An 18,197-nucleotide genomic window follows, 5' to 3' on the forward strand; every position below is an offset into this window, starting at 1 on the left:
GTCGCAGTGGCTCACCCCACAGCGGAACAGTGGCTCACCCAACCCCGGAACGGCGGCTCTCGCCAGCCGTAATATCCGACCCGACTCTGGCCGAGATCGACCGGTACTTCCACGCCGAGGAGCAACGCCACGCCAACGCCGAGATGGCGCTGATGAAGCGCTGGGGCATGCTCGATGACGGTGAGATCCCCGAGCCGAACGTCAACATCCGGCTGGCGATCGAGCGGCTGGACACGTTCGCCGACAGCATGCCGCTGTCGGTGCTGGGCACCGTCATCACCATGCTCGAGGTCGCCCTGGACGGCGCGCTGCTCAAATTCCTGCTGGACTCCGTGGAGGACCCGGTGTGCCACGGCCTGGAGACGGCCATCGTGGGCACCGGGGCCACCGAGAAGCCGCAGATCATGCCGCTCGCCGAAGTCCAACGGCTGGTTGGTGATTCGGGCGCGTGCGAGCGGCTGGTGACGCTGCAGCTGATCCGCGTCGACGGCACCCATGCCACGCTCACCCGGCCCGAACTGATCGACGCGTTCACCGAGATACGCGGCTACGGCATCGGCCCGGACAGGCTGATCGACCTGCACGAGCAGATCGTGCCCGAGGTTGACAAAATCAGCGACAGGCTGGTGCGGGCCGGCGGCGTCGATCCAATCCCACATCGAGTCGCCGGTCAGCCGCATCCTCGCCGACTACCGCGAACGGTCCGCCGAAACCGAGCCGAAGGCTAGTGCCCGCTGAGCGTCAGCGTCCCTTGGGTTTTGAGCACCTTGCTGGCGGTGATCTTCTCGGTCCTGCGGGCCTCGCGCTCCAGGTAGCGCTGCTTGGATTCCTCGAACTTGTCACAGGCCTCCTCGAGCTCCTTGATCAGCAGGCCCAGGTCGTCGCGCATCCAGGCGGCCTCGCCGGTGAAGTCCTCGCGCTCGAAGATGCGCCACTTCTTCAGCACCGGCATCACCACCTCGTCGAGATGGATGCGCGGGTCGTAGACGCCCCCGACGGCGATGATCACCGCCTTGCGCCGGAACTCCGGAACCGTGAAGCCGGGCATCTTGAAGTTGCGCAGGATCCTGTGCACCGACCGGATGGCCTGGTTCGGGGCGATGTCGAGCCCCGCGGCGCTGACATCCCGGTAGAAGATCATGTGCAGATTCTCGTCGTGGGACACCCTGGCCATCAGCTGTTCGGCGATCGGGTCACCGGCCACCTTGCCGGTGTTGCGGTGCGAGACGCGAGTCGCCAGCTCCTGGAACGAGACGTACATGACCGAGTCGAAAATGCTCGCAGCGAACATATCGCCCTGGCGGTTCTGCCCCGGGCTGAAGCCGCGGGTCATTTGCTCCAGGCGAAACTTCTCCAACTCGACCGGGTCGACGGCGCGGGTGACCACCAGGTAGTCGCGCAGCGCGGTGCTGTGCCTGGCCTCCTCGGCGGTCCACCGGTTCACCCACTGCCCCCACGGGCCGTCCATGGTGAAGTTCATCGCGATCTCGCGGTGATACGACGGCAAATTGTCCTCGGTCAGCAGGTTTTGCACGATCGCCACCCGCGCTACGTCGGAGAGCCGGCTCTGGCCGGGCTCCCAGTCCTGGCCGTCGAGCGCGTAGAAGTTCTTGCCGTCCGACCACGGAACGTAATCGTGCGGGTTCCATTCCTTGAACTTCTCGAGATGCCGGTTGAGCAGATTCTCGGCCACGGGCGCGAGCTCGTGAAGTAGCTGCAGATCGGTCATGCCCTCGGACACAAAACCCTCCCACTTATCTGTCTCTGTCAGTAACGCGCAATGTATCTGTGTCATACGGTTACATCAAGAAAGCCACGCCGGGGCACGATTAAAAAGGGTCTTTGGTCCCTATGGGTGTCACGAGCGGGTCACGCCGCCCCGGCACCGGCTACCGACGTGCGATCAGGTAGGGCGCCAGGGTGGACAGCTTCTCGCAGGTCTCCTCGAATTCGCGCTCGGGGTCGGACTCCTCGATGATCCCGGCGCCGGCCCGCAGCCAGGTCTTGCCGTCGCGCTCGTAGGCGGCCCGCAGCGTCAGGGCCGCGTCCAGTCCGCCGTCCGCCGAAACGGTCACGACGGCGCCCGAATACAGTCCGCGCGGGGCGTCGTCGAGGCGCAGGATGGCCTCGACCCCGGCCGCTTTGGGAATGCCCGAGGCGGTGACCGCCGGGAAGAGCGCTTCCAGCGCGTCCATCCGGTCGCTCGACGAGCCCAGGCGCGCGGTGATCGTCGAGCCGAGGTGCTGCACGCTCCCCCGTTCGCGCACCGTCATGAAATCGGTGACGGACGCGGTGCCCGGCTCCGCGATCTCGGTCATCTCCTGCAACGAGCTGCGCACCGAAATGGCATGCTCCACGATCTCTTTGGAGTTCGACTCCAGATCGGCGCGGGCCCGGCGGTCATGGGCCGCGCCCCGGCCGAACGCGCGCGTACCGGCCAGCGGCTCGGTGACCACCGCGCCGTCCTGGTGGACCGCGGCGACCAGTTCGGGACTGTAGCCCAGCGCCCGAATCCCGCCCAGCCGCAACAGGAACGACCGCACCGGCGTGTTGTGCCGGCGGCCCAGCCGATACGTGGCCGGAAAGTCCAGCGCGAAGGGCACTTCCACGGAGCGGGAGAGGATCACCTTGTGGTAGCGCGCCGCGGCGATCTCCCCGATGGCGACCGCCACCCGATCGCGGTATCCCGACGAATCGGCGGTCACGTCGATGCCGCGGGCGTCGCGGAGGTCGGGCACCCCGGCGCCGAGCAATCCCAGCACCGCCTCGCGGTAGCCGGGCGCCGCGCCGGCGAGACGAACTTCGCCGCGCGTCACCAGGATGCGGGTGCGCGGCCAGAACACCCGGGCCAACGGGGTGTGCGGGGCCAGCCGGTCGCCCATCCCGTAGCGGTACACGCCGAACTCGAAGGCAACCCAACCGAACAGCTGATCGGTCTCCAGCAGCAGTCGGTCGACGGCGTCACCGAGGACGGGTGCGGGCCGTCCGGACCATGGGTGGCGCCGGGTCGCCCCGTCGCGGGTCACCCGAAGCTCGTCGGCGTCCAGCTCGATCATCGCCCGCACACCGCTGGCCAGCACCCACTCGCCGGCCCGCTCGTAGAGCAGGTACTCCTCGCCGGCCCGCTCCGGCAGCACCGCGGCCAGTCCGGCCGCCAGGTCGGCGGGGTCGATGTGGGCGGGAAACGGAATCGCCGCTGACGCGCAGTCCGCGGGACTCGTCTCGACGCTGACCTCGGTCACGGTTAGTAAATGTAGCCTAACCTACCTAAGGGGTGGAACCCGGCCTGCTTTTCCCTCGGCCTCCCCGGAGCGCCGGGCCCCCTGTCGGTCGTTTTCCGGGACCGCGCCGGTCCCAGCGCCGACCCCTCAGGAAACTCCCAGCTGATTCACACCGGATTACCACTACACTTCGCGGCCTCGGATTTTCGCCGGCACACCTCTGAGCATGGGTTTTCTGCGCCGAAAGTCGTCTCGCGGCGTGCAATTCGGCCCCGTCGCGCCGGGGTGTCACGAGTGGCGGTTTGGCACCGGCGGGGCTAGATTCTTCACGATCGTCGGGATGTTCGCGGTTTGCTCGCTTGCGGACGGTGCTCCCCCTGATCATTCACGTATCACGGGAGGCATCTTGCTGTACGAGTTCTGGCACAACTTCACCCACAACCTGTTCAAGCCGCTGCTGCTGTTCTTCTACTTCGGTTTCCTGATCCCGATCCTGAAGGTGCGGTTCGAGTTTCCCTACGTGATCTACCAGGGCCTGACCATGTACCTGTTGCTGGCCATCGGCTGGCACGGCGGCGAGGAACTGGCCCAGATCGGCGCCTCCAGCGTGGGGGCCATCGTCGGGTTCATGGTGGTGGGCTTTGCGACGAACTTCCTGATCGGCGTGCTGGCCTACGGTTTGCTCAATTTGCTGAGCTCGATGCGACGGGTCGACAAGGCGACGGTCGCCGGCTACTACGCGTCCGACTCGGCCGGCACCTTCGCGACCTGCGTGGCCGTGCTGGCGTCCGTCGGTATCGCGTTCAACGCCTACATGCCGGTCATGCTGGCCGTGATGGAGATTCCCGGCTGCCTGGTGGCCCTGTACCTGGTGGCGCGGCTGCGGCACCGGGGCATGGACACGGCCGGGTACATGCCCGAGGAGGCCGGCTACACCGCGCCGGTCAAGGCCGGCATCGGCCCGGGCACGCCCGCGCGGCCCGCCGACGGCCGCAGCCTGCAGGCCGAACACGAGCGCGGTGTCGAGCAGGAGATCGAATTTTCGCTGGAGAAGTCGGACCATCCCGAGGATCTAAACCTGGGCGAGCCGCTGCCGGCCGGCAAGAGGTCCTCCCTGTTCACCCGTGAACTGTTCCAGGAAGTCTTCCTCAACCCGGGCCTCGTCCTGCTCTTCGGCGGCATCATCATCGGCCTGGTCAGTGGATTGCAGGGCCAGAAGGTCGTGCAGGACGACGACAGGTTCTTCGTGCTGGCGTTCCAGGGGGTGCTGTGCCTGTTCCTGCTGGAGATGGGCATGACGGCCTCCCGCAAATTGAAGGACCTCAGGTCGGCCGGGCGCGGCTTCATCATCTTCGGCCTGCTGGCGCCGAACATTTTTGCGCCGCTGGGAATCGTCGTCGCCCACCTGTACGCCTACCTGACCCACACCGACTTCAAGCCGGGGACCTATGTGCTGTTCGCGGTGCTGTGCGGTGCCGCGTCCTACATCGCCGTGCCGGCCGTCCAGCGGCTGGCCATCCCCGAGGCCAGCCCGACCCTGCCGCTGGCCGCATCGCTGGGCCTGACGTTCTCCTACAACGTCACGATCGGCATCCCGCTCTACATCGAGATCGCCCACGTCGTCGGGCACTGGTTCCCGGGCACCTGAGAACTACCCCAGCACGCTCCGCACCACCCCGTCGGCGAGCAGGCGTCCGCGCGGGGTGAGGACGAGCCGGTCGCCCCGGGGCGCCAGCAATCCGTCGGCGACGGCGGACTCGGCGCGTCCGCGTTCGGCGGCATCCAGAGCGGCCAGCGGAAGTCCTTGGCGCAGGCGCGTTCTCAACAGGACGTCTTCGGTGTGCAACGCGTCGGGGCCGAGTTGCTCGAAACCCGCCACCGGCAGCGCCGCATCGGCCAGTTTCTCGGCATAGGTGTTGGGGTGCTTGACATTCCACCAGCGCGTGGCCCCGACGTAGCCGTGTGCCCCCGGCCCGGCACCCCACCATTGACCCCCGTCCCAGTAGCCGAGGTTGTGCCGGCATTCACCGCCCGGGCGCGACCAGTTGGACACCTCGTACCAGCTCATCCCCGCCTCGGCGAGGCGGGCGTCGACCAGCTCGTAGCGGTGCGCAAGGACGTCGTCGTCGGGAGCGGCCAGCTCCCCGCTTCGGACCCGCCGGGCCAGCGCGGTGCCGTCCTCAACGGTCAGGGCGTAGGCGGACACGTGGTCCGCACCGGTTTCGACCGCCGTGTCGACGGAACGCAGCAGGTCGTCGTCGCTCTCCCCCGGCGTGCCGTAGATCAGGTCCAGGCTGACGTGTTCGAAGCCGGCCTGCAGGGCCTCGCGGGCCGCGGCCGCCGACCGGTTCGGCGTGTGGATCCGGTCGAGGACTCCCAGTACCCGCGGTGACACCGACTGCATGCCCAGCGACACCCGCGTGTACCCGGCCGCACGGGTCGCCGCGAAGAAGTCCGGCCAGGCCGACTCCGGGTTGGCCTCGGTGGTGACCTCGGCGTCCGGCGCCAGCGCGAAATGCTCGCGCACCATGTCCAGCAGTGTCGCCATGCGCGCGCCACCCAGCAGCGACGGCGTCCCGCCGCCGACGAAGACGGTGTTCACTGTCGGCGCGTCCAACCGCGCGGCCGCCAGCCCGAGTTCCGTGCGCAGCGCCTGCAGCCAGGCATCGGGGTTGACGCCCCCCAGCTCGGCCGGGGTATAGGTGTTGAAATCGCAATAGCCGCAACGGGTTATGCAGAACGGGACGTGCACATACAACCCGAACGGCCGGCCCGGGACCGGCTGCAGCCCGGGCAGGTCGACCGGTTCCTCGCGAAGACTCATGCCAAATGATCCCATGCCCGCGGGCCGGGGCCGTCAGTCCTCTTCCACCCCGGGGCAGCCGCCGCCCTGAGCCTCGACATAGCCGAGGAGGTATGAGAGGGCGCCCACCGGCGCCGCAGCTTGGCTGCATGCCGCGCACCGGGGCCAGGCGCCGGGCCCCTGGGTGGTCATGATCCGGTCCCCGACCTCGACCTGCGCGTCGGGGACGGCGGCCGACGGCAGACCGTTACCGCCGTTGGCATCCCACGTCGGCCGGCTGATCTGCAGGCCGCCGAACAGGCCGTTGCCGGTGTCGGCCGCCCAGTTGCCGCCGGATTCGCATTGCGCGATGGCTTCCCAGTTGACGTCGTCGGCCTTCGAGTCGCTGGTCGATACCGCCAGCGCGGTCACGAACAGGGCGCCCACCATCATGGTCTGAGCCAGCAACGCGGCCACGACGATGCGGAATCCCTCCGGGTTGAACCTCATATCACTCGCACCTTGCTGGCCAGCCAACGGCCGTCGACCTTCGTCATGACCATCTTGACTCGACTCCGCTCGAGGGTCGCTCTGGGATGGTTGCGAGTCTTGACCGACTGGTCGACGAGCATGATGATCACCGCCCTGCTGGTGGTGGCCTTCTTCACCCAGGCCTCCGTGATGGTCCCGCGCACGGTCGTCGCGTTCTCCCTGAGCATCCGGTGAAGTTCCGCGCCGGATTTGCCGTACCCAGCTTTGAAATCGCCGGTCGCGCCGTCGAGGATGTCGCCGTATCTGCCTTCGATCGTCTCGCCGTCGAAGTTGATCAGCTTGCCGATGTAGGCCTGGGCGGCCGCGAGCGCCTGCCTGGCGGCGGTGTTGCGCTCATGCTCCTGATACAGCAACTGCCCGCCCAGGCCCGCCACGGCAAGCGCGACGACGAGGACCCCGGCGGTCAGCCAGCGCAGTGCCGGACGTCTCGGACGGGAGCGGGGAGCCGCGCCGGTGCGGGTCCGGACGATCCCCGGGAGTCGTTCGGTGATCGCGAAATGCGACGCGCCGATGGGTCTTTTGCCGACTGTGTGGGCGACGCTGCCGCCCTCAACCCGCGATCCGTGCACGATGACCTCAATCCCCTTCAGTACCAAGGCGAGGTAATTATCACCGGTAGCGGGTGTCACATCGGTAACGGAGAGGCAGCTTTTTCGCACGCCGATCGGGGCCCCGCGCGGGCGCGGGGGCGTCTTACGTGACATACTCGCTGTCATGATCGTTGCCGAGCCCCGTCTGCGCGTTGCGCTGGTGGCACGTCGGCACATCGATCTGAAGCGCGTCTGCAGCTGTTGTTGTCTCCGCTGACCCCGTAGACCCGCCCACCTATCAGCAGTCGGCGCCGGATCTGCGCCGCCGCCAGGAAATCCGCGGTGAATCGCGCGTCCGCGCCTGCAAACGTTCTTGAAGGACAACGGAGCAATGATCACCACCCCTTGGGGGCGACTTCACGGCGCCGCGCGGCGTGCGCGGGAATATCACAAGGCGCCCAACGGTTGTCCAACTCGTGCGACGGGTACGCAGCGCTGCGTACTGAGCCGCATTGAAAGCGGTAGCGCGCCATGGTGTCTGCGCACGCCTATCCCGTTGGGGAAAACCGGCCACCACATCGATCCTGGTGTGTGCTCTGTCACGCACACCATTTGGACGGAGGAAGATCACCTATGACGACCACCGAAGTGACGAAACTCTCCGAGCCCGAGTTGCGTGCGGTGGCGGCGCGCGGCGCGGCCGAGCTGGAGGGCGCAACCGCCCTCGACGTGCTGCGATGGACGGACGAGACCTTCGGCGGCGTGCGGGGACCGCGCAGCTGGGCGACGTGCAACTACGTGGTCGCTTCCAGCATGCAGGACGCGCTGCTCGTCGAGCTGGCCGCCCGGGTGCGTCCCGGTGTGCCGGTGGTGTTCCTGGACACCGGCTACCATTTCGCGGAAACCATCGGGACGCGCGACGCGGTCGAGTCCGTCTACGACATCCACGTGATCAACGCCACGGCCGAGCACACGGTGGCCGAGCAGGACGCGCTGCTGGGCAAGGATCTCTTCGCACGGGACCCCGGTGAGTGCTGCCGGCTGCGCAAGGTCGACCCGTTACGCAAAGCGCTGCACGGCTATTCGGCGTGGGTGACGGGGCTGCGCCGGGTGGACGCGCCGACCCGCGCCAACGCGCCGGTGGTCGGCTTCGACGAGGCGTTCAAGCTGGTGAAGGTCAGCCCGCTGGTGGATTGGACCGACCAGGACGTCGAGAACTACATCGCCGAGCACGGCGTGCTGGTCAACCCGCTCCTCTACGAGGGGTATCCGTCGATCGGTTGCGCGCCCTGCACGGTGCGGCCCGCCGAGGGGGCCGACCCGCGCAGCGGACGCTGGCAGGGAACCGCCAAGACCGAGTGCGGTCTGCACGCATCGTGACGGCGCGGCGGGATCGGTTGTAGCTCAAGGGCTAAGCCCGACGTCGGCCCGGTCGGAGCCCGACGCGTCGGCGGCACCCGCGTCGCGCGCACCACGCGCGAGGACCCGGCGTGCCGAAGCCGGAACCGGTTGGCGCACCAGGGAACGCGGTGGGGGCCACCGCCGGAATCGCGGCGGCGCGTCGCCGCGGCCGTCATCCGGTCGCCCGCAGGTAAGCCTTGGTGATGGCGCCGGTGCCCTCGTCGAACAGCTGCGAATCCACCGCGTCCCAACCGCCGAGGTCGGCGATCGAGAAGAGCTGAGCGGGCGCCGGGAACCGGTCCGCGAACTCGGCGGCCACGGCCGGGTCGACGGGCCGGAAACCCGCCCGTGCCCACAGCCGCTGCGCCCCGGCGGTGTACTGGAAGTTCTTGAACGCGCTCGCCGCGTCCAGGTGCACGCTGGTGGTCACCACCGCGACCGGGTTGTCGACCTTGACGGTCTGCGGGGGGATGACGTGCTGCACCGGCTTGCCCCGCCGCTCGGTCGCGATCGCCTCGTTCTCGTAGCTGAGCAGCACGTCGCCGCTGCCCTGCACGAAGACGTCGGTGGCCTCCCGCCCCGATCCGGGCCGCAGTTTGACGTGGCCGCTCACCAACTTGTCGACGAAGTCGACGCCGGCTTGCTGATCGCCGCCACCGCGGCTGGCGGCCGCGTACGGCGCGAGCAGGTTCCACTTCGCGGCGCCGGAACTCAGCGGGCTGGGCGTGACCACCTCAATCCCCGGACGCAACAAGTCATCCCAGTTTCTGATGTTCATGGGGTTGCCCGCGCGCACCACCAACGCCACCACCGACCCGAACGGGACGCCCCCGGTGGCGTCCTTGTCCCAGGCGGGAGAAACCTTGCCCGCCTTGACCAGTCGGATGACGTCGGGTTCGACCGAGAAGTTCACGACGTCGGCCGGCTTGCCGTCGGCGACCGCGCGGGACTGGTCGGCCGAGGCCCCGTAGGAGGCGATCACCCGCACCCCCTTGCCGTCCTCGGAGGCATTGAACGCCGCAATCACCGGGCCCCAGCCCGGTTCCGGGACGGAGTAGGCGACCAGATCGATGCTCGTGCGCGCGGCGGCCGGTCGCCCGCCGCCGACGACATCGCCGGCACCGCCGTCACACGCGGCGACGGTAGCGACGACCAGCGCGAGAGCGAGGACGGGCCGCCGACGAGACAAGCCGACGACGTCGTTGAACATTGATGGCCTTCCGGTGCAGGGCTTACGGATGTCGGTCCCGTGGCTGCGGAAAGGCGCCGGAAGCTTCGGTTCGCCCGCCCGCGACGCGGGGCGCGCGGCTACGCCGGGGATGCGGGCCTCAGTGGGTCAGCAACCAGGTGAGGATGACGAGCACCACGAGCGCGACGAGCACCAGCGTCACATGCGAACGGGGCATGGACGTTACCGCGGCGTCGCGTCGGTGTGACGGAGGCGGCGCATCACATCGATGCCCTTGCCGAGCAGCCCGTCCAGCACCAGTGCCGTGAGGTAGGCCACCGCCAGCACGATCGGCATCACCACCACCGCCTGCAGCACGAACGGCAGCCCGGAAAGCCACAGTTCGTTGCCGTCCCACCAGTTCAGGAACGCGGTCACCGGCCCCACCCTATGCGGCCCCCGCCGCCAAAGCCAACGGGCGGCCAACGAGCCGCCCGTGTGCCAGGATCTCCCCATGGCTGCCGCCGACAGGACGACCTGCCTCATCGCCGGCGGCGGCCCCGCCGGCATGGTGCTCGGCCTGCTGCTGGCCCGCGCCGGGGTTGACGTCACGGTGATGGAAAAGCACAAAAGCACGCCGACTTCCTGCGTGACTTCCGGGGAGACACCGTGCACGCGAGCACCCTGCAGTTGCTCGATGAACTGGGATTGGGGCCGCGGTTCGCCGCGGTGCCGCACCGCCTCATCGACACCATCCACATGGAGATCCAGAACCAGCCGGTCAACCTCGACCTGACGCGGCTTCCGGGCGCGCACCGGCACATCGCCCTGGTGCCGCAGTGGGACTTCCTGGAGATGGTCGCGACCGCCGCCGAGGCCGAGCCCTGCTTCCGGTTGTTGCGCAGCACCGAGGTGCTCGGCGTGATCCGGGACGGCGACCGCATCGCCGGCGTCACCTACCGGGACCAGACGGGCGAAACCAAACAGATGCGCGCCGAACTGACGGTGGCCTGCGACGGGCGCTCTTCGACGGTGCGCTCCGCCGCCGGGCCGAACCCGCGCAGCTTCGGCGTCCCGATGGACGTCTGGTGGTTCCGGTTGCCCCGCCGGTCCGGCGATCCGCGAGGTCTGGCCGGGGTGCTGCGCGCCGGGCAGGCCGTGATCGTGATCGACCGCGGCGATTACTACCAGATCGCCTACATCATCCCTAAGGGGACCGACGCCCAGATGCGCGCCCAGGGCATCAAGACACTGCGCGGCGCGCTGGCCGGCCTGGTGCCCTGGCTCGCCGACCGGGCCGGCGCGCTGACGTCGTTCGAGGACGTGAAACTGCTTGACGTGCAACTTAATCGGCTCCAACGATGGTACGACAACGGCGTCTTGTACATCGGCGACTCCGCACACGCGATGTCCCCGGTCGGCGGCGTCGGCATCAACCTGGCGGTGGCCGACGCGGTGGCCGCCGCACGCATACTGGCCGGGCCGCTGCGCGCGGGACGGGTGCCGTCGCGGCGGCTCGCCCGGGTGCAGGCGCGCCGCTGGCTACCGACCCTGATTCTTCAGGCGGCACAACGGTTGATCCACGCCAAGGTCATTGCGGGCGAGCACGCACCGAAATTCGCCGAACGCCGCGGGTGATCCCCGGATCGCGCGAAGCGTGGACGCCGGGCGGGTCGACAGTCGATGATGTCGGCATGGTGCTGCACGCCGAACCTGCCGACCAACCCGCCCCCACCGACCGGCCCGTCGACGTCGCCGACGCGTTGGAACCGGTGCGGGATTCGCCGCCGGCATCACCGATCGACTTCAGCGCGCCGGCGCCCCTGGCGCCCAATGCCGGGCTGCGCAACCCGTTTCCGCCGATCGCCGACTACGCGTTTCTGTCCGACTGGGAGACGACGTGCCTGATCTCCCCGGCCGGGTCGGTGGAATGGCTGTGCGTACCCCGGCCCGACTCCCCCAGCGTGTTCGGCGCGATCCTGGACCGCAGCGCCGGTCATTTCAGGCTGGGGCCCTACGGGGTTTCGGTTCCGTCGGCCCGCCGCTACCTGCCCGGCAGCCTGATCATGGAGACCACCTGGCAGACCCACACCGGGTGGCTGATCGTGCGCGACGCGCTGGTGATGGGGCCCTGGCACGACGTCGAGCGCCGCTCGCGGACCCACCGTCGCACCCCGATGGACTGGGACGCCGAGCACATCCTGCTGCGCACGGTGCGCTGCGTCAGCGGCACCGTCGAGCTGATGATGAGCTGCGAGCCGGCCTTCGACTACCACCGCACCGGGGTGACGTGGGAGTACTCGGCGAACGCGTACTCCGAGGCCGTCGCCCGCGCCGCCAAGCAACCCGACGACCACCCCACGCTGCGGCTCACGACCAATCTGCGCATCGGCCTGGAGGGCCGCGAAGCGCGCGCACGCACCCGGATGAAGGAGGGCGACGACGTGTTCGTCGCGCTGAGCTGGACCAAGCACCCGGCGCCGCAGACCTACGAGGAGGCCGCCGAACGGATGTGGCAGACCACCGAGTGCTGGCGCCAGTGGATCAACATCGGCAACTTCCCCGACCACCCGTGGCGGGCGTATCTGCAGCGCAGCGCCCTCACCCTGAAAGGCCTGACCTATTCGCCCACCGGCGCGCTGCTGGCCGCCGCCACCACGTCGCTTCCGGAAACGCCTCGGGGCGAACGCAACTGGGACTACCGCTACGCCTGGGTCCGCGACTCGACGTTCGCGTTGTGGGGGCTTTACACACTGGGTCTGGACCGCGAGGCCGACGACTTCTTCGCGTTCATCGCCGACGTCTCGGGCGCCAACAACAACGAACGCCATCCGCTGCAGGTGATGTACGGCGTGGGCGGCGAGCGCAGCCTGGTCGAAGAGGAACTGCACCACCTGTCCGGCTACGACCAGGCGCGCCCGGTGCGGATCGGCAACGGCGCCTACGATCAGATCCAGCACGACATCTGGGGCTCGATCCTGGACTCGTTCTACCTGCACTGCAAATCCCGCGAGCAGATCCCGGAAAGCCTGTGGCCGGTGCTCAAGCGGCAGGTGGAAGAGGCGATCAAACACTGGCGCGAACCCGACCGCGGCATCTGGGAGGTCCGCGGGGAGCCGCAGCACTTCACGTCGTCGAAGGTGATGTGCTGGGTGGCGCTGGACCGCGGTTCCAAACTGGCCGAGCGGCAGGGCGAGAAAAGCTACGCGCAGCAGTGGCGCGCGATCGCCGAGGAGATCAAGGCCGACATCCTCGAGCACGGCGTCGACTCGCGCGGCGTGTTCACCCAGCGCTACGGCAGCGACGCGCTCGACGCCTCGCTGCTGCTGGTGGTGTTGACCCGGTTCCTCCCGCCGGACGACCCGCGGGTGCGCAACACGGTGCTGGCGATCGCCAACGAGCTCACCGAGGAGGGCCTGGTGCTGCGGTACCGGGTCGAGGAGACCGACGACGGGTTGTCCGGCGAGGAGGGCACCTTCACCATCTGCTCGTTCTGGCTGGTGTCGGCGCTGGTCGAGATCGGTGAAGTGGCCCGCGCCAAGCGGCTGTGCGAGCGGCTGCTGGCCTACGCCAGCCCGCTGCACCTCTACGCCGAGGAGATCGAGCCGCGCACCGGCCGGCACCTGGGCAACTTCCCGCAGGCGTTCACCCACCTGGCGCTGATCAACGCGGTTGTCCACGTGATCCGCGCCGAGGAGGAGTCCGACGGTTCGGGGATGTTCCAGCCCGCCAACGCGCCCATGTGAACGGGCCGCGTGTGGCCCCGGCGCCAAGGTGAACGGCCCGCCCGCGCGCAACGGCTCGGGCACCGCGATACCATGCGGCAGTGCCTGCCGCGACGCGTCGACCCTGGATCCTGACCGCATTCCTCCTTCTGGCGATCGCCGCCCTGGCCGGGTGCGGTCACAGCGGCAAGCCCGCCGCGACGTCGGGAACCAGCACCTCGGCGGGTTCGCACTGGTCGCGGCCGTCGGCTCCCCCCGACCCGCAGACGTTGCTGCAGGCCGGCGCCCTCGCCGTCGGAAAGGTACCCGGCGGCACGCTGACGTCGATCCGGACCCAGGAGACCGGGAGCTGGCGGGTCCACGTCGTCACCGCCGACGGCACCGAGCAGTCGATGGACGTGTCCTCGGACGGCGTCACGATCCTGGTCGGCCCGACCCCGAAGAACCGGAGCGACGCCGACAAGGCCCAGAACCGCGCCCTGGTGCAGGCCGCGACTCTGAACTACCGCACGGCCGTCGAGAAGTTCCTGGCCACGGTGCCCAACGGTTCGATCACCGAGATGCACCTCGCCGAGACCAACGGCACCACCGTGTGGGAAGCCGTCGTCTGGGACACCTACATCGTCGAGCACAAGATCACGCTCAACGCGGCGTCCGGGGACGTCATCGCGAACAAACAGGTCTAGCGACGGTCGCCGCCGAACACCCTGTGCGGCTTACTTCTTCGCCTTCTCGTCGCCGGTGGACAGCGCCGCGACGAACGCCTCCTGCGGCACTTCCACCCGTCCGATGGTCTTCATCCGCTTCTTGCCCTCCTTCTGCTTTTCCAGCAGTTTGCGCTTGCGGGTGATGTCGCCGCCGTAGCACTTGGAGAGCACGTCTTTGCGGATCGCGCGGATGTTTTCGCGCGCAATGATTTTCGAGCCGATCGCCGCCTGCACCGGCACCTCGAACTGCTGGCGCGGGATCAGCTCCTTGAGCTTGGTGGTCATCTTGTTGCCGTACGCCGAAGCCCCATCCTTGTGGACGATCGCGGAGAACGCGTCGACGACCTCGCCCTGCAGCAGGATGTCGACCTTGACCAGGTCGGCCTCCTGCTCGCCGGCCTCTTCGTAGTCCAGGCTGGCGTACCCGCGGGTACGTGACTTCAGCGAGTCGAAGAAGTCGAAGATGATCTCCCCCAGCGGCATGGTGTAGCGCAGTTCCACCCGCTCGGGCGACAGATAGTCCATGCCGCCCAGCTCGCCGCGGCGGGACTGGCACAGCTCCATGATGGTGCCGATGAACTCGCTGGGCGCGATGATGGTGGTCTTGACCACCGGCTCGTATACCGCGCGGACCTTGCCCTGCGGCCAGTCCGACGGGTTGGTGACGACGACGCCGCCGTCCGCCCCTCCTTCCAGGATCACCCGGTACACGACGTTCGGCGACGTCGAGATCAGGTCCAGGTCGAACTCACGCTCGAGGCGTTCGCGGGTGATCTCCATGTGCAGCAGGCCCAGGAAACCGCACCGGAACCCGAAGCCCAGCGCCACCGACGTCTCCGGCTCGTAGGTCAGGGCCGCGTCGTTGAGTTGCAGCTTGTCCAGGGCGTCGCGCAGGTCGGGATAGTCCGACCCGTCCACGGGGTACAGCCCCGAATAGACCATCGGGCGGGGTTCGCGGTAGCCGGTCAGCGCTTCGGTCGCAGCCCCGCGGTCCCTGGAGAGGCTCGTCACGGTGTCGCCGACCTTGGACTGGCGGACGTCCTTGACGCCGGTGATCAGGTAGCCCACCTCCCCCACGCCGAGGCCCGCGCTGGGCTTGGGTTCGGGCGAGACGATGCCGACCTCGAGCAGCTCGTGGGTCGCCCCGGTGGACATCATCAGGATGCGTTCGCGCGGCACGATTTTGCCGTCCACCACCCGCACGTAGGTCACCACGCCGCGGTAGATGTCATAGACCGAGTCGAAGATCATCGCGCGGGTGGGCGCGTCGGCGTCGCCCCGCGGCGACGGCACCTGGCGGACCACCTCGTCGAGCAGGTCCGCCACGCCCTCGCCGGTCTTGCCGGACACCCGCAGCACGTCGCCGGGCTCGCAGCCGATGATGTGCGCGATCTCCCCCGCGTAGCGGTCGGGGTCGGCGGCCGGGAGGTCGATCTTGTTGAGCACCGGGATGATCGTCAGGTCGCGGTCCAGGGCCAGGTACAGGTTGGCCAGAGTCTGCGCCTCGATGCCCTGGGCGGCGTCGACCAGCAGCACGGCGCCCTCACAGGCCTCCAGCGCGCGGGACACCTCGTAGGTGAAGTCGACGTGGCCGGGGGTGTCGATCAGGTGCAGGACGTAGTCGCGACCCGCGGATTTCCAGGGCAGCCGCACGTTCTGCGCCTTGATGGTGATCCCGCGTTCCCGCTCGATGTCCATGCGGTCCAGGTACTGGGCCCGCATCGAGCGCTCGTCGACGACGCCGGTGAGCTGCAGCATGCGGTCGGCCAGCGTGGACTTGCCGTGGTCGATGTGGGCGATGATGCAGAAATTCCTGATCTGCGCCGGCGCGGTGAAGGTCTTGTCGGCGAAACTGCTGATGGGAATCTCCTGGTGTACCGATGTTCGGGGGTGCGGTGCGCCCGGTCCGCGGGCACGTCCAGGGTATCCACGCGGCGGGCCCGGGACACACTTGGACGCGGTCGGGCCCGGCCGTTCGCGGCTATGCTGCAAAATATGGCTTCTCCCCGGAAGCGCCGGAAGCAGTGGAGGACCTTCCAACGCTTCGCGGAGAACCTCGTCGCCACCGGGGCTCCGCGGCTCGCCCGGCACCTGGAAAACTCGCAGACCGTCCTGCGGGAACTCCAGCAGGCCGTCAAGATCACCGCCAACGTCATCGCCGCGGTCGCGCCGCCGCCACCCGCCGCGATCACCGCGGGCCGGCCGGTGACCAGCAACAGCCTCCCCACCGCGCAGCGGGCCCGCAAGCTGGTCTACGCGCCCGCCCTCAACGGCCGCGCCGATCCCGGGGAGATCGTGTGGACCTGGGTGGTCCACGAGGACGATCCCACCCGCGGCGAGGACCGGCCGGTGCTCGTCGTGGGCCGCGACCGCGACGTGCTGCTGGGGTTGATGGTGTCCGGTGAGGAGCGCCCTAGCGCCGACCCGGGCTGGGTCGGGATCGGGGCGTGCAGCTGGGATTACGAGGGCAGGAAAAGCTGGGTTCGGCTGGACCGGGTGCTCGACGTTCCCGAGGAGGGCATCCGCCGCGAGGGCGCGATCCTGGAGCGCGAGATCTTCGACGTGGTGGCCGCGCGGCTGCGCGCGGACTACTCCTGGAGCTAGGCCGATTGCCCCTGCGTGTTGCCCCTGCGTGTTGCCCCTGCGTGTTAACCCTGCGTGTTAACCCTGCGTGTTAACCCTGCGTGATGTAGGAGTGCAGTTGCTGCTGCTGGGCCTCGAGTTCTTCCATCCGCGTCTTGACGACGTCGCCGATGCTGACGATGCCGATCAGCTTCCTGCCGTCGAGCACGGGCACGTGACGCACCCGCTGCTTGGTCATCAGCACGCTGACGGTATCGACCGTGTCGGCCTTCGTGCACGTCGCGACCGCGGCCGTCATGATCTTGGACACCGGGCGAGACAACACGCTGGCGCCGTGCGCGTGCAGTTGGCGCACCACGTCGCGCTCCGAGACGATGCCGACGACCCCGTCGGCGTCGATCACCACCATGGCGCCGATGTTCTGTTCGGCCAGCCCGGCGAGCAGTTCGTGGACCGTCGCATCGGGGTTGATCGTCACCACCGCCGCCCCCTTGTTCTTCAAGACGTCCGCGATCCGCATCTGGCCTCCCGCCGGGGGTGATCTGGTTCACATCAGGTTACCCCGTCCCGAGCGCCAGGTCGACGGCACGAGCGCGACCCGGAAGCGGCAATCGGGCGCCGCACGCGCGTGCGGCTTGCGAAGATCACGCCATGATCGAGATCACGCTGCTCGGAACCGGCAGCCCCGTCCCCGACCCCAACCGCGCCGGTCCGGCCACCCTGGTGCGCGCCGGCGGCCAGGTTTTGCTGGTGGACTGCGGGCGCGGGGTGCTGCAACGCGCCGCGGCGGTCGGGGTGGGCGCCGCCGGGTTGTCGGCGCTGCTGCTCACCCACCTGCACAGCGACCACATCGGCGACCTCGGCGACCTCCTCATCACCCGCTGGATCAGTACCTTCGCGCCCGATCCGGCGCCGCTGCCGATCATCGGGCCGCCCGGCACCGCCGAAACGGTCGAGGCGACGCTGCAGGCGTTCCGCCACGACATCGGCTACCGGATCGCTCATCACGCCGACCTCGACGTGCCGCCGGCGGTGCAGGTCCACGAGCACACCGACGGGCCGGTGTGGGACCGCGACGGTGTGTCGATCCGGGTCGCCCCCACCGATCACCGGCCGGTGGCGCCGACCATCGGGTTCCGCATCGAGTACGGCGGGGCGTCGGTGGTGCTGGCCGGGGACACGGTGCCCTGCGCCACCCTCGACGGGCTGGCCGCCGGGGCCGACGCCCTGGTGCACACCGTGATCCGCAAGGACATCGTCGCCAACATCGCGCAGCAGCGGCTGCAGGACATCTGCGATTACCACTCCTCGGTGCAGGAGGCGGCGGCGACGGCGGCCCGCGCCGGCGTGGGCACCCTGGTGATGACGCACTACGTGCCGGCGCTGGTGCCCGGCCAGGAGGAGCAGTGGCGGGCGCTGGCGGCCGGCGAGTTCGGCGGGCGCATCGAGCTCGGCGACGACCTGCACCGGGTGGAGGTCAACGGCCGGCCGTGACCGCGGTTCGCCGAAAGTCCCAGCGCCGTAACGG

General features: G+C 68.8%; 17 protein-coding genes and 2 pseudogenes. 10 read left to right on the forward strand and 9 right to left on the reverse strand.

All coding sequences use genetic code 11. From position 1 onward, the window contains the following. Nucleotides 1-80 precede the first annotated feature (80 nt). A pseudogene (locus FPZ47_RS04620) lies at nucleotides 81-357 on the forward strand (ferritin-like domain-containing protein); the annotation flags it as partial. A gap of 367 nt (nucleotides 358-724) precedes the next feature. Here the strand turns inward: FPZ47_RS04620 and FPZ47_RS04630 are convergent. Continuing rightward, entirely contained in the window at nucleotides 725-1,741 is a 1,017-nt protein-coding gene (locus FPZ47_RS04630) for an acyl-ACP desaturase (RefSeq protein ID WP_144949086.1), read from the reverse strand. Between the two features lie 148 nt (nucleotides 1,742-1,889). Beyond that, nucleotides 1,890-3,242, reverse strand: a complete 1,353-nt coding sequence (locus FPZ47_RS04635; RefSeq protein WP_144949089.1) for a salicylate synthase — start codon at nucleotides 3,240-3,242, stop codon at nucleotides 1,890-1,892. A 385-nt stretch (nucleotides 3,243-3,627) separates the two neighbouring features. On the opposite strand from FPZ47_RS04635, the gene FPZ47_RS04640 reads away from it, so the two are divergent. Then, the gene (locus tag FPZ47_RS04640) at nucleotides 3,628-4,869 is read left to right on the forward strand and encodes a sodium-dependent bicarbonate transport family permease (protein WP_144949092.1); all 1,242 of its coding nucleotides are present in this window, start codon (nucleotides 3,628-3,630) and stop codon (nucleotides 4,867-4,869) included. Between the two features lie 3 nt (nucleotides 4,870-4,872). Here the strand turns inward: FPZ47_RS04640 and hemW are convergent, their stop codons facing one another. Genes hemW through FPZ47_RS04655 form a run of 3 tightly spaced genes read right to left on the reverse strand, consistent with a single transcriptional unit; the run spans nucleotide 4,873 to nucleotide 7,184 of the window. After that, nucleotides 4,873-6,045, reverse strand: a complete 1,173-nt coding sequence (hemW, locus tag FPZ47_RS04645; protein ID WP_144949095.1) for a radical SAM family heme chaperone HemW — start codon at nucleotides 6,043-6,045, stop codon at nucleotides 4,873-4,875. A 33-nt stretch (nucleotides 6,046-6,078) separates the two neighbouring features. Further along, nucleotides 6,079-6,471: a transglycosylase family protein gene (locus FPZ47_RS04650; RefSeq protein WP_425461745.1), complete on the reverse strand. Its 393-nt coding sequence runs from the start codon at nucleotides 6,469-6,471 to the stop codon at nucleotides 6,079-6,081. Nucleotides 6,472-6,509: 38 nt separating this feature from the next. Then, entirely contained in the window at nucleotides 6,510-7,184 is a 675-nt protein-coding gene (locus tag FPZ47_RS04655) for a hypothetical protein (RefSeq protein WP_144949102.1), read from the reverse strand. A gap of 85 nt (nucleotides 7,185-7,269) precedes the next feature. On the opposite strand from FPZ47_RS04655, the gene FPZ47_RS30585 reads away from it, so the two are divergent. Beyond that, nucleotides 7,270-7,362: an Ms4527A family Cys-rich leader peptide gene (locus FPZ47_RS30585; protein WP_425461744.1), complete on the forward strand. Its 93-nt coding sequence runs from the start codon at nucleotides 7,270-7,272 to the stop codon at nucleotides 7,360-7,362. A 356-nt stretch (nucleotides 7,363-7,718) separates the two neighbouring features. Beyond that, nucleotides 7,719-8,465 carry a phosphoadenylyl-sulfate reductase gene (locus tag FPZ47_RS04660; protein ID WP_144949105.1) on the forward strand — a complete coding sequence of 249 codons (747 nt, stop codon included), beginning with the start codon at nucleotides 7,719-7,721 and terminating at the stop codon, nucleotides 8,463-8,465. A 193-nt stretch (nucleotides 8,466-8,658) separates the two neighbouring features. On the opposite strand, the gene FPZ47_RS04665 is transcribed toward FPZ47_RS04660, so the two are convergent. Further along, nucleotides 8,659-9,696 carry an extracellular solute-binding protein gene (locus FPZ47_RS04665; protein ID WP_144949108.1) on the reverse strand — a complete coding sequence of 346 codons (1,038 nt, stop codon included), beginning with the start codon at nucleotides 9,694-9,696 and terminating at the stop codon, nucleotides 8,659-8,661. Between the two features lie 201 nt (nucleotides 9,697-9,897). After that, entirely contained in the window at nucleotides 9,898-10,101 is a 204-nt protein-coding gene (locus tag FPZ47_RS04670; RefSeq protein ID WP_246133287.1) for a hypothetical protein, read from the reverse strand. Between the two features lie 121 nt (nucleotides 10,102-10,222). Between FPZ47_RS04670 and FPZ47_RS30885 the strand changes: the two are divergent. The 4 genes and pseudogenes from FPZ47_RS30885 to FPZ47_RS04685 all read left to right on the forward strand — a co-directional run. Beyond that, nucleotides 10,223-10,300, forward strand: a pseudogene (locus FPZ47_RS30885) (hypothetical protein); the annotation flags it as partial. 23 nt (nucleotides 10,301-10,323) lie between these two features. Further along, a complete protein-coding gene (locus FPZ47_RS04675) occupies nucleotides 10,324-11,292 on the forward strand; it encodes an FAD-dependent oxidoreductase (RefSeq protein ID WP_484213791.1) in 969 nt (322 codons plus the stop codon). Nucleotides 11,293-11,348: 56 nt separating this feature from the next. Beyond that, on the forward strand, nucleotides 11,349-13,400 hold the full coding sequence (locus tag FPZ47_RS04680; protein WP_144949111.1) for a glycoside hydrolase family 15 protein: 2,052 nt from the start codon (nucleotides 11,349-11,351) through the stop codon (nucleotides 13,398-13,400). Nucleotides 13,401-13,480: 80 nt separating this feature from the next. Then, complete coding sequence (locus FPZ47_RS04685; RefSeq protein ID WP_144949114.1) at nucleotides 13,481-14,065, forward strand: PepSY domain-containing protein; 585 nt, start codon at nucleotides 13,481-13,483, stop codon at nucleotides 14,063-14,065. A 30-nt stretch (nucleotides 14,066-14,095) separates the two neighbouring features. Here the strand turns inward: FPZ47_RS04685 and lepA are convergent, their stop codons facing one another. Further along, a complete protein-coding gene (gene lepA, locus FPZ47_RS04690) occupies nucleotides 14,096-15,952 on the reverse strand; it encodes a translation elongation factor 4 (protein WP_144949206.1) in 1,857 nt (618 codons plus the stop codon). Nucleotides 15,953-16,081: 129 nt separating this feature from the next. Here lepA and FPZ47_RS04695 point away from each other — a divergent pair, with 129 nt between their 5' ends. Further along, a complete protein-coding gene (locus tag FPZ47_RS04695) occupies nucleotides 16,082-16,690 on the forward strand; it encodes a type II toxin-antitoxin system PemK/MazF family toxin (protein ID WP_144949117.1) in 609 nt (202 codons plus the stop codon). 70 nt (nucleotides 16,691-16,760) lie between these two features. Here the strand turns inward: FPZ47_RS04695 and FPZ47_RS04700 are convergent, their stop codons facing one another. Further along, nucleotides 16,761-17,189 (reverse strand): CBS domain-containing protein, encoded by a 429-nt coding sequence (locus tag FPZ47_RS04700; protein ID WP_144949120.1) that lies wholly within the window; start codon nucleotides 17,187-17,189, stop codon nucleotides 16,761-16,763. A gap of 131 nt (nucleotides 17,190-17,320) precedes the next feature. Here FPZ47_RS04700 and FPZ47_RS04705 point away from each other — a divergent pair, with 131 nt between their 5' ends. Then, nucleotides 17,321-18,163, forward strand: coding sequence for a ribonuclease Z (locus tag FPZ47_RS04705; protein ID WP_144949123.1), 843 nt, complete (start codon nucleotides 17,321-17,323; stop codon nucleotides 18,161-18,163). Nucleotides 18,164-18,197: the final 34 nt, after the last annotated feature.

Source organism: Mycobacterium helveticum, from assembly GCF_007714205.1.
Classification (GTDB): Bacteria; Actinomycetota; Actinomycetes; order Mycobacteriales; family Mycobacteriaceae; genus Mycobacterium; species Mycobacterium helveticum.

Excerpts from the sequence above, each read along its gene's own strand:
- FPZ47_RS04700 (WP_144949120.1), bottom strand. The coding sequence starts at position 17,189 with ATGCGGATCGCGGACGTCTTGAAGAACAAGGGGGCGGCGGTGGTGACG.
- FPZ47_RS30585 (WP_425461744.1), top strand. The coding sequence starts at position 7,270 with ATGATCGTTGCCGAGCCCCGTCTGCGCGTTGCGCTGGTGGCACGTCGG.
- FPZ47_RS04705 (WP_144949123.1), top strand. The coding sequence starts at position 17,321 with ATGATCGAGATCACGCTGCTCGGAACCGGCAGCCCCGTCCCCGACCCC.
- FPZ47_RS04665 (WP_144949108.1), bottom strand. The coding sequence starts at position 9,696 with ATGTTCAACGACGTCGTCGGCTTGTCTCGTCGGCGGCCCGTCCTCGCT.
- FPZ47_RS04695 (WP_144949117.1), top strand. The coding sequence starts at position 16,082 with ATGGCTTCTCCCCGGAAGCGCCGGAAGCAGTGGAGGACCTTCCAACGC.
- hemW (WP_144949095.1), bottom strand. The coding sequence starts at position 6,045 with ATGAGTCTTCGCGAGGAACCGGTCGACCTGCCCGGGCTGCAGCCGGTC.
- FPZ47_RS04660 (WP_144949105.1), top strand. The coding sequence starts at position 7,719 with ATGACGACCACCGAAGTGACGAAACTCTCCGAGCCCGAGTTGCGTGCG.
- FPZ47_RS04680 (WP_144949111.1), top strand. The coding sequence starts at position 11,349 with ATGGTGCTGCACGCCGAACCTGCCGACCAACCCGCCCCCACCGACCGG.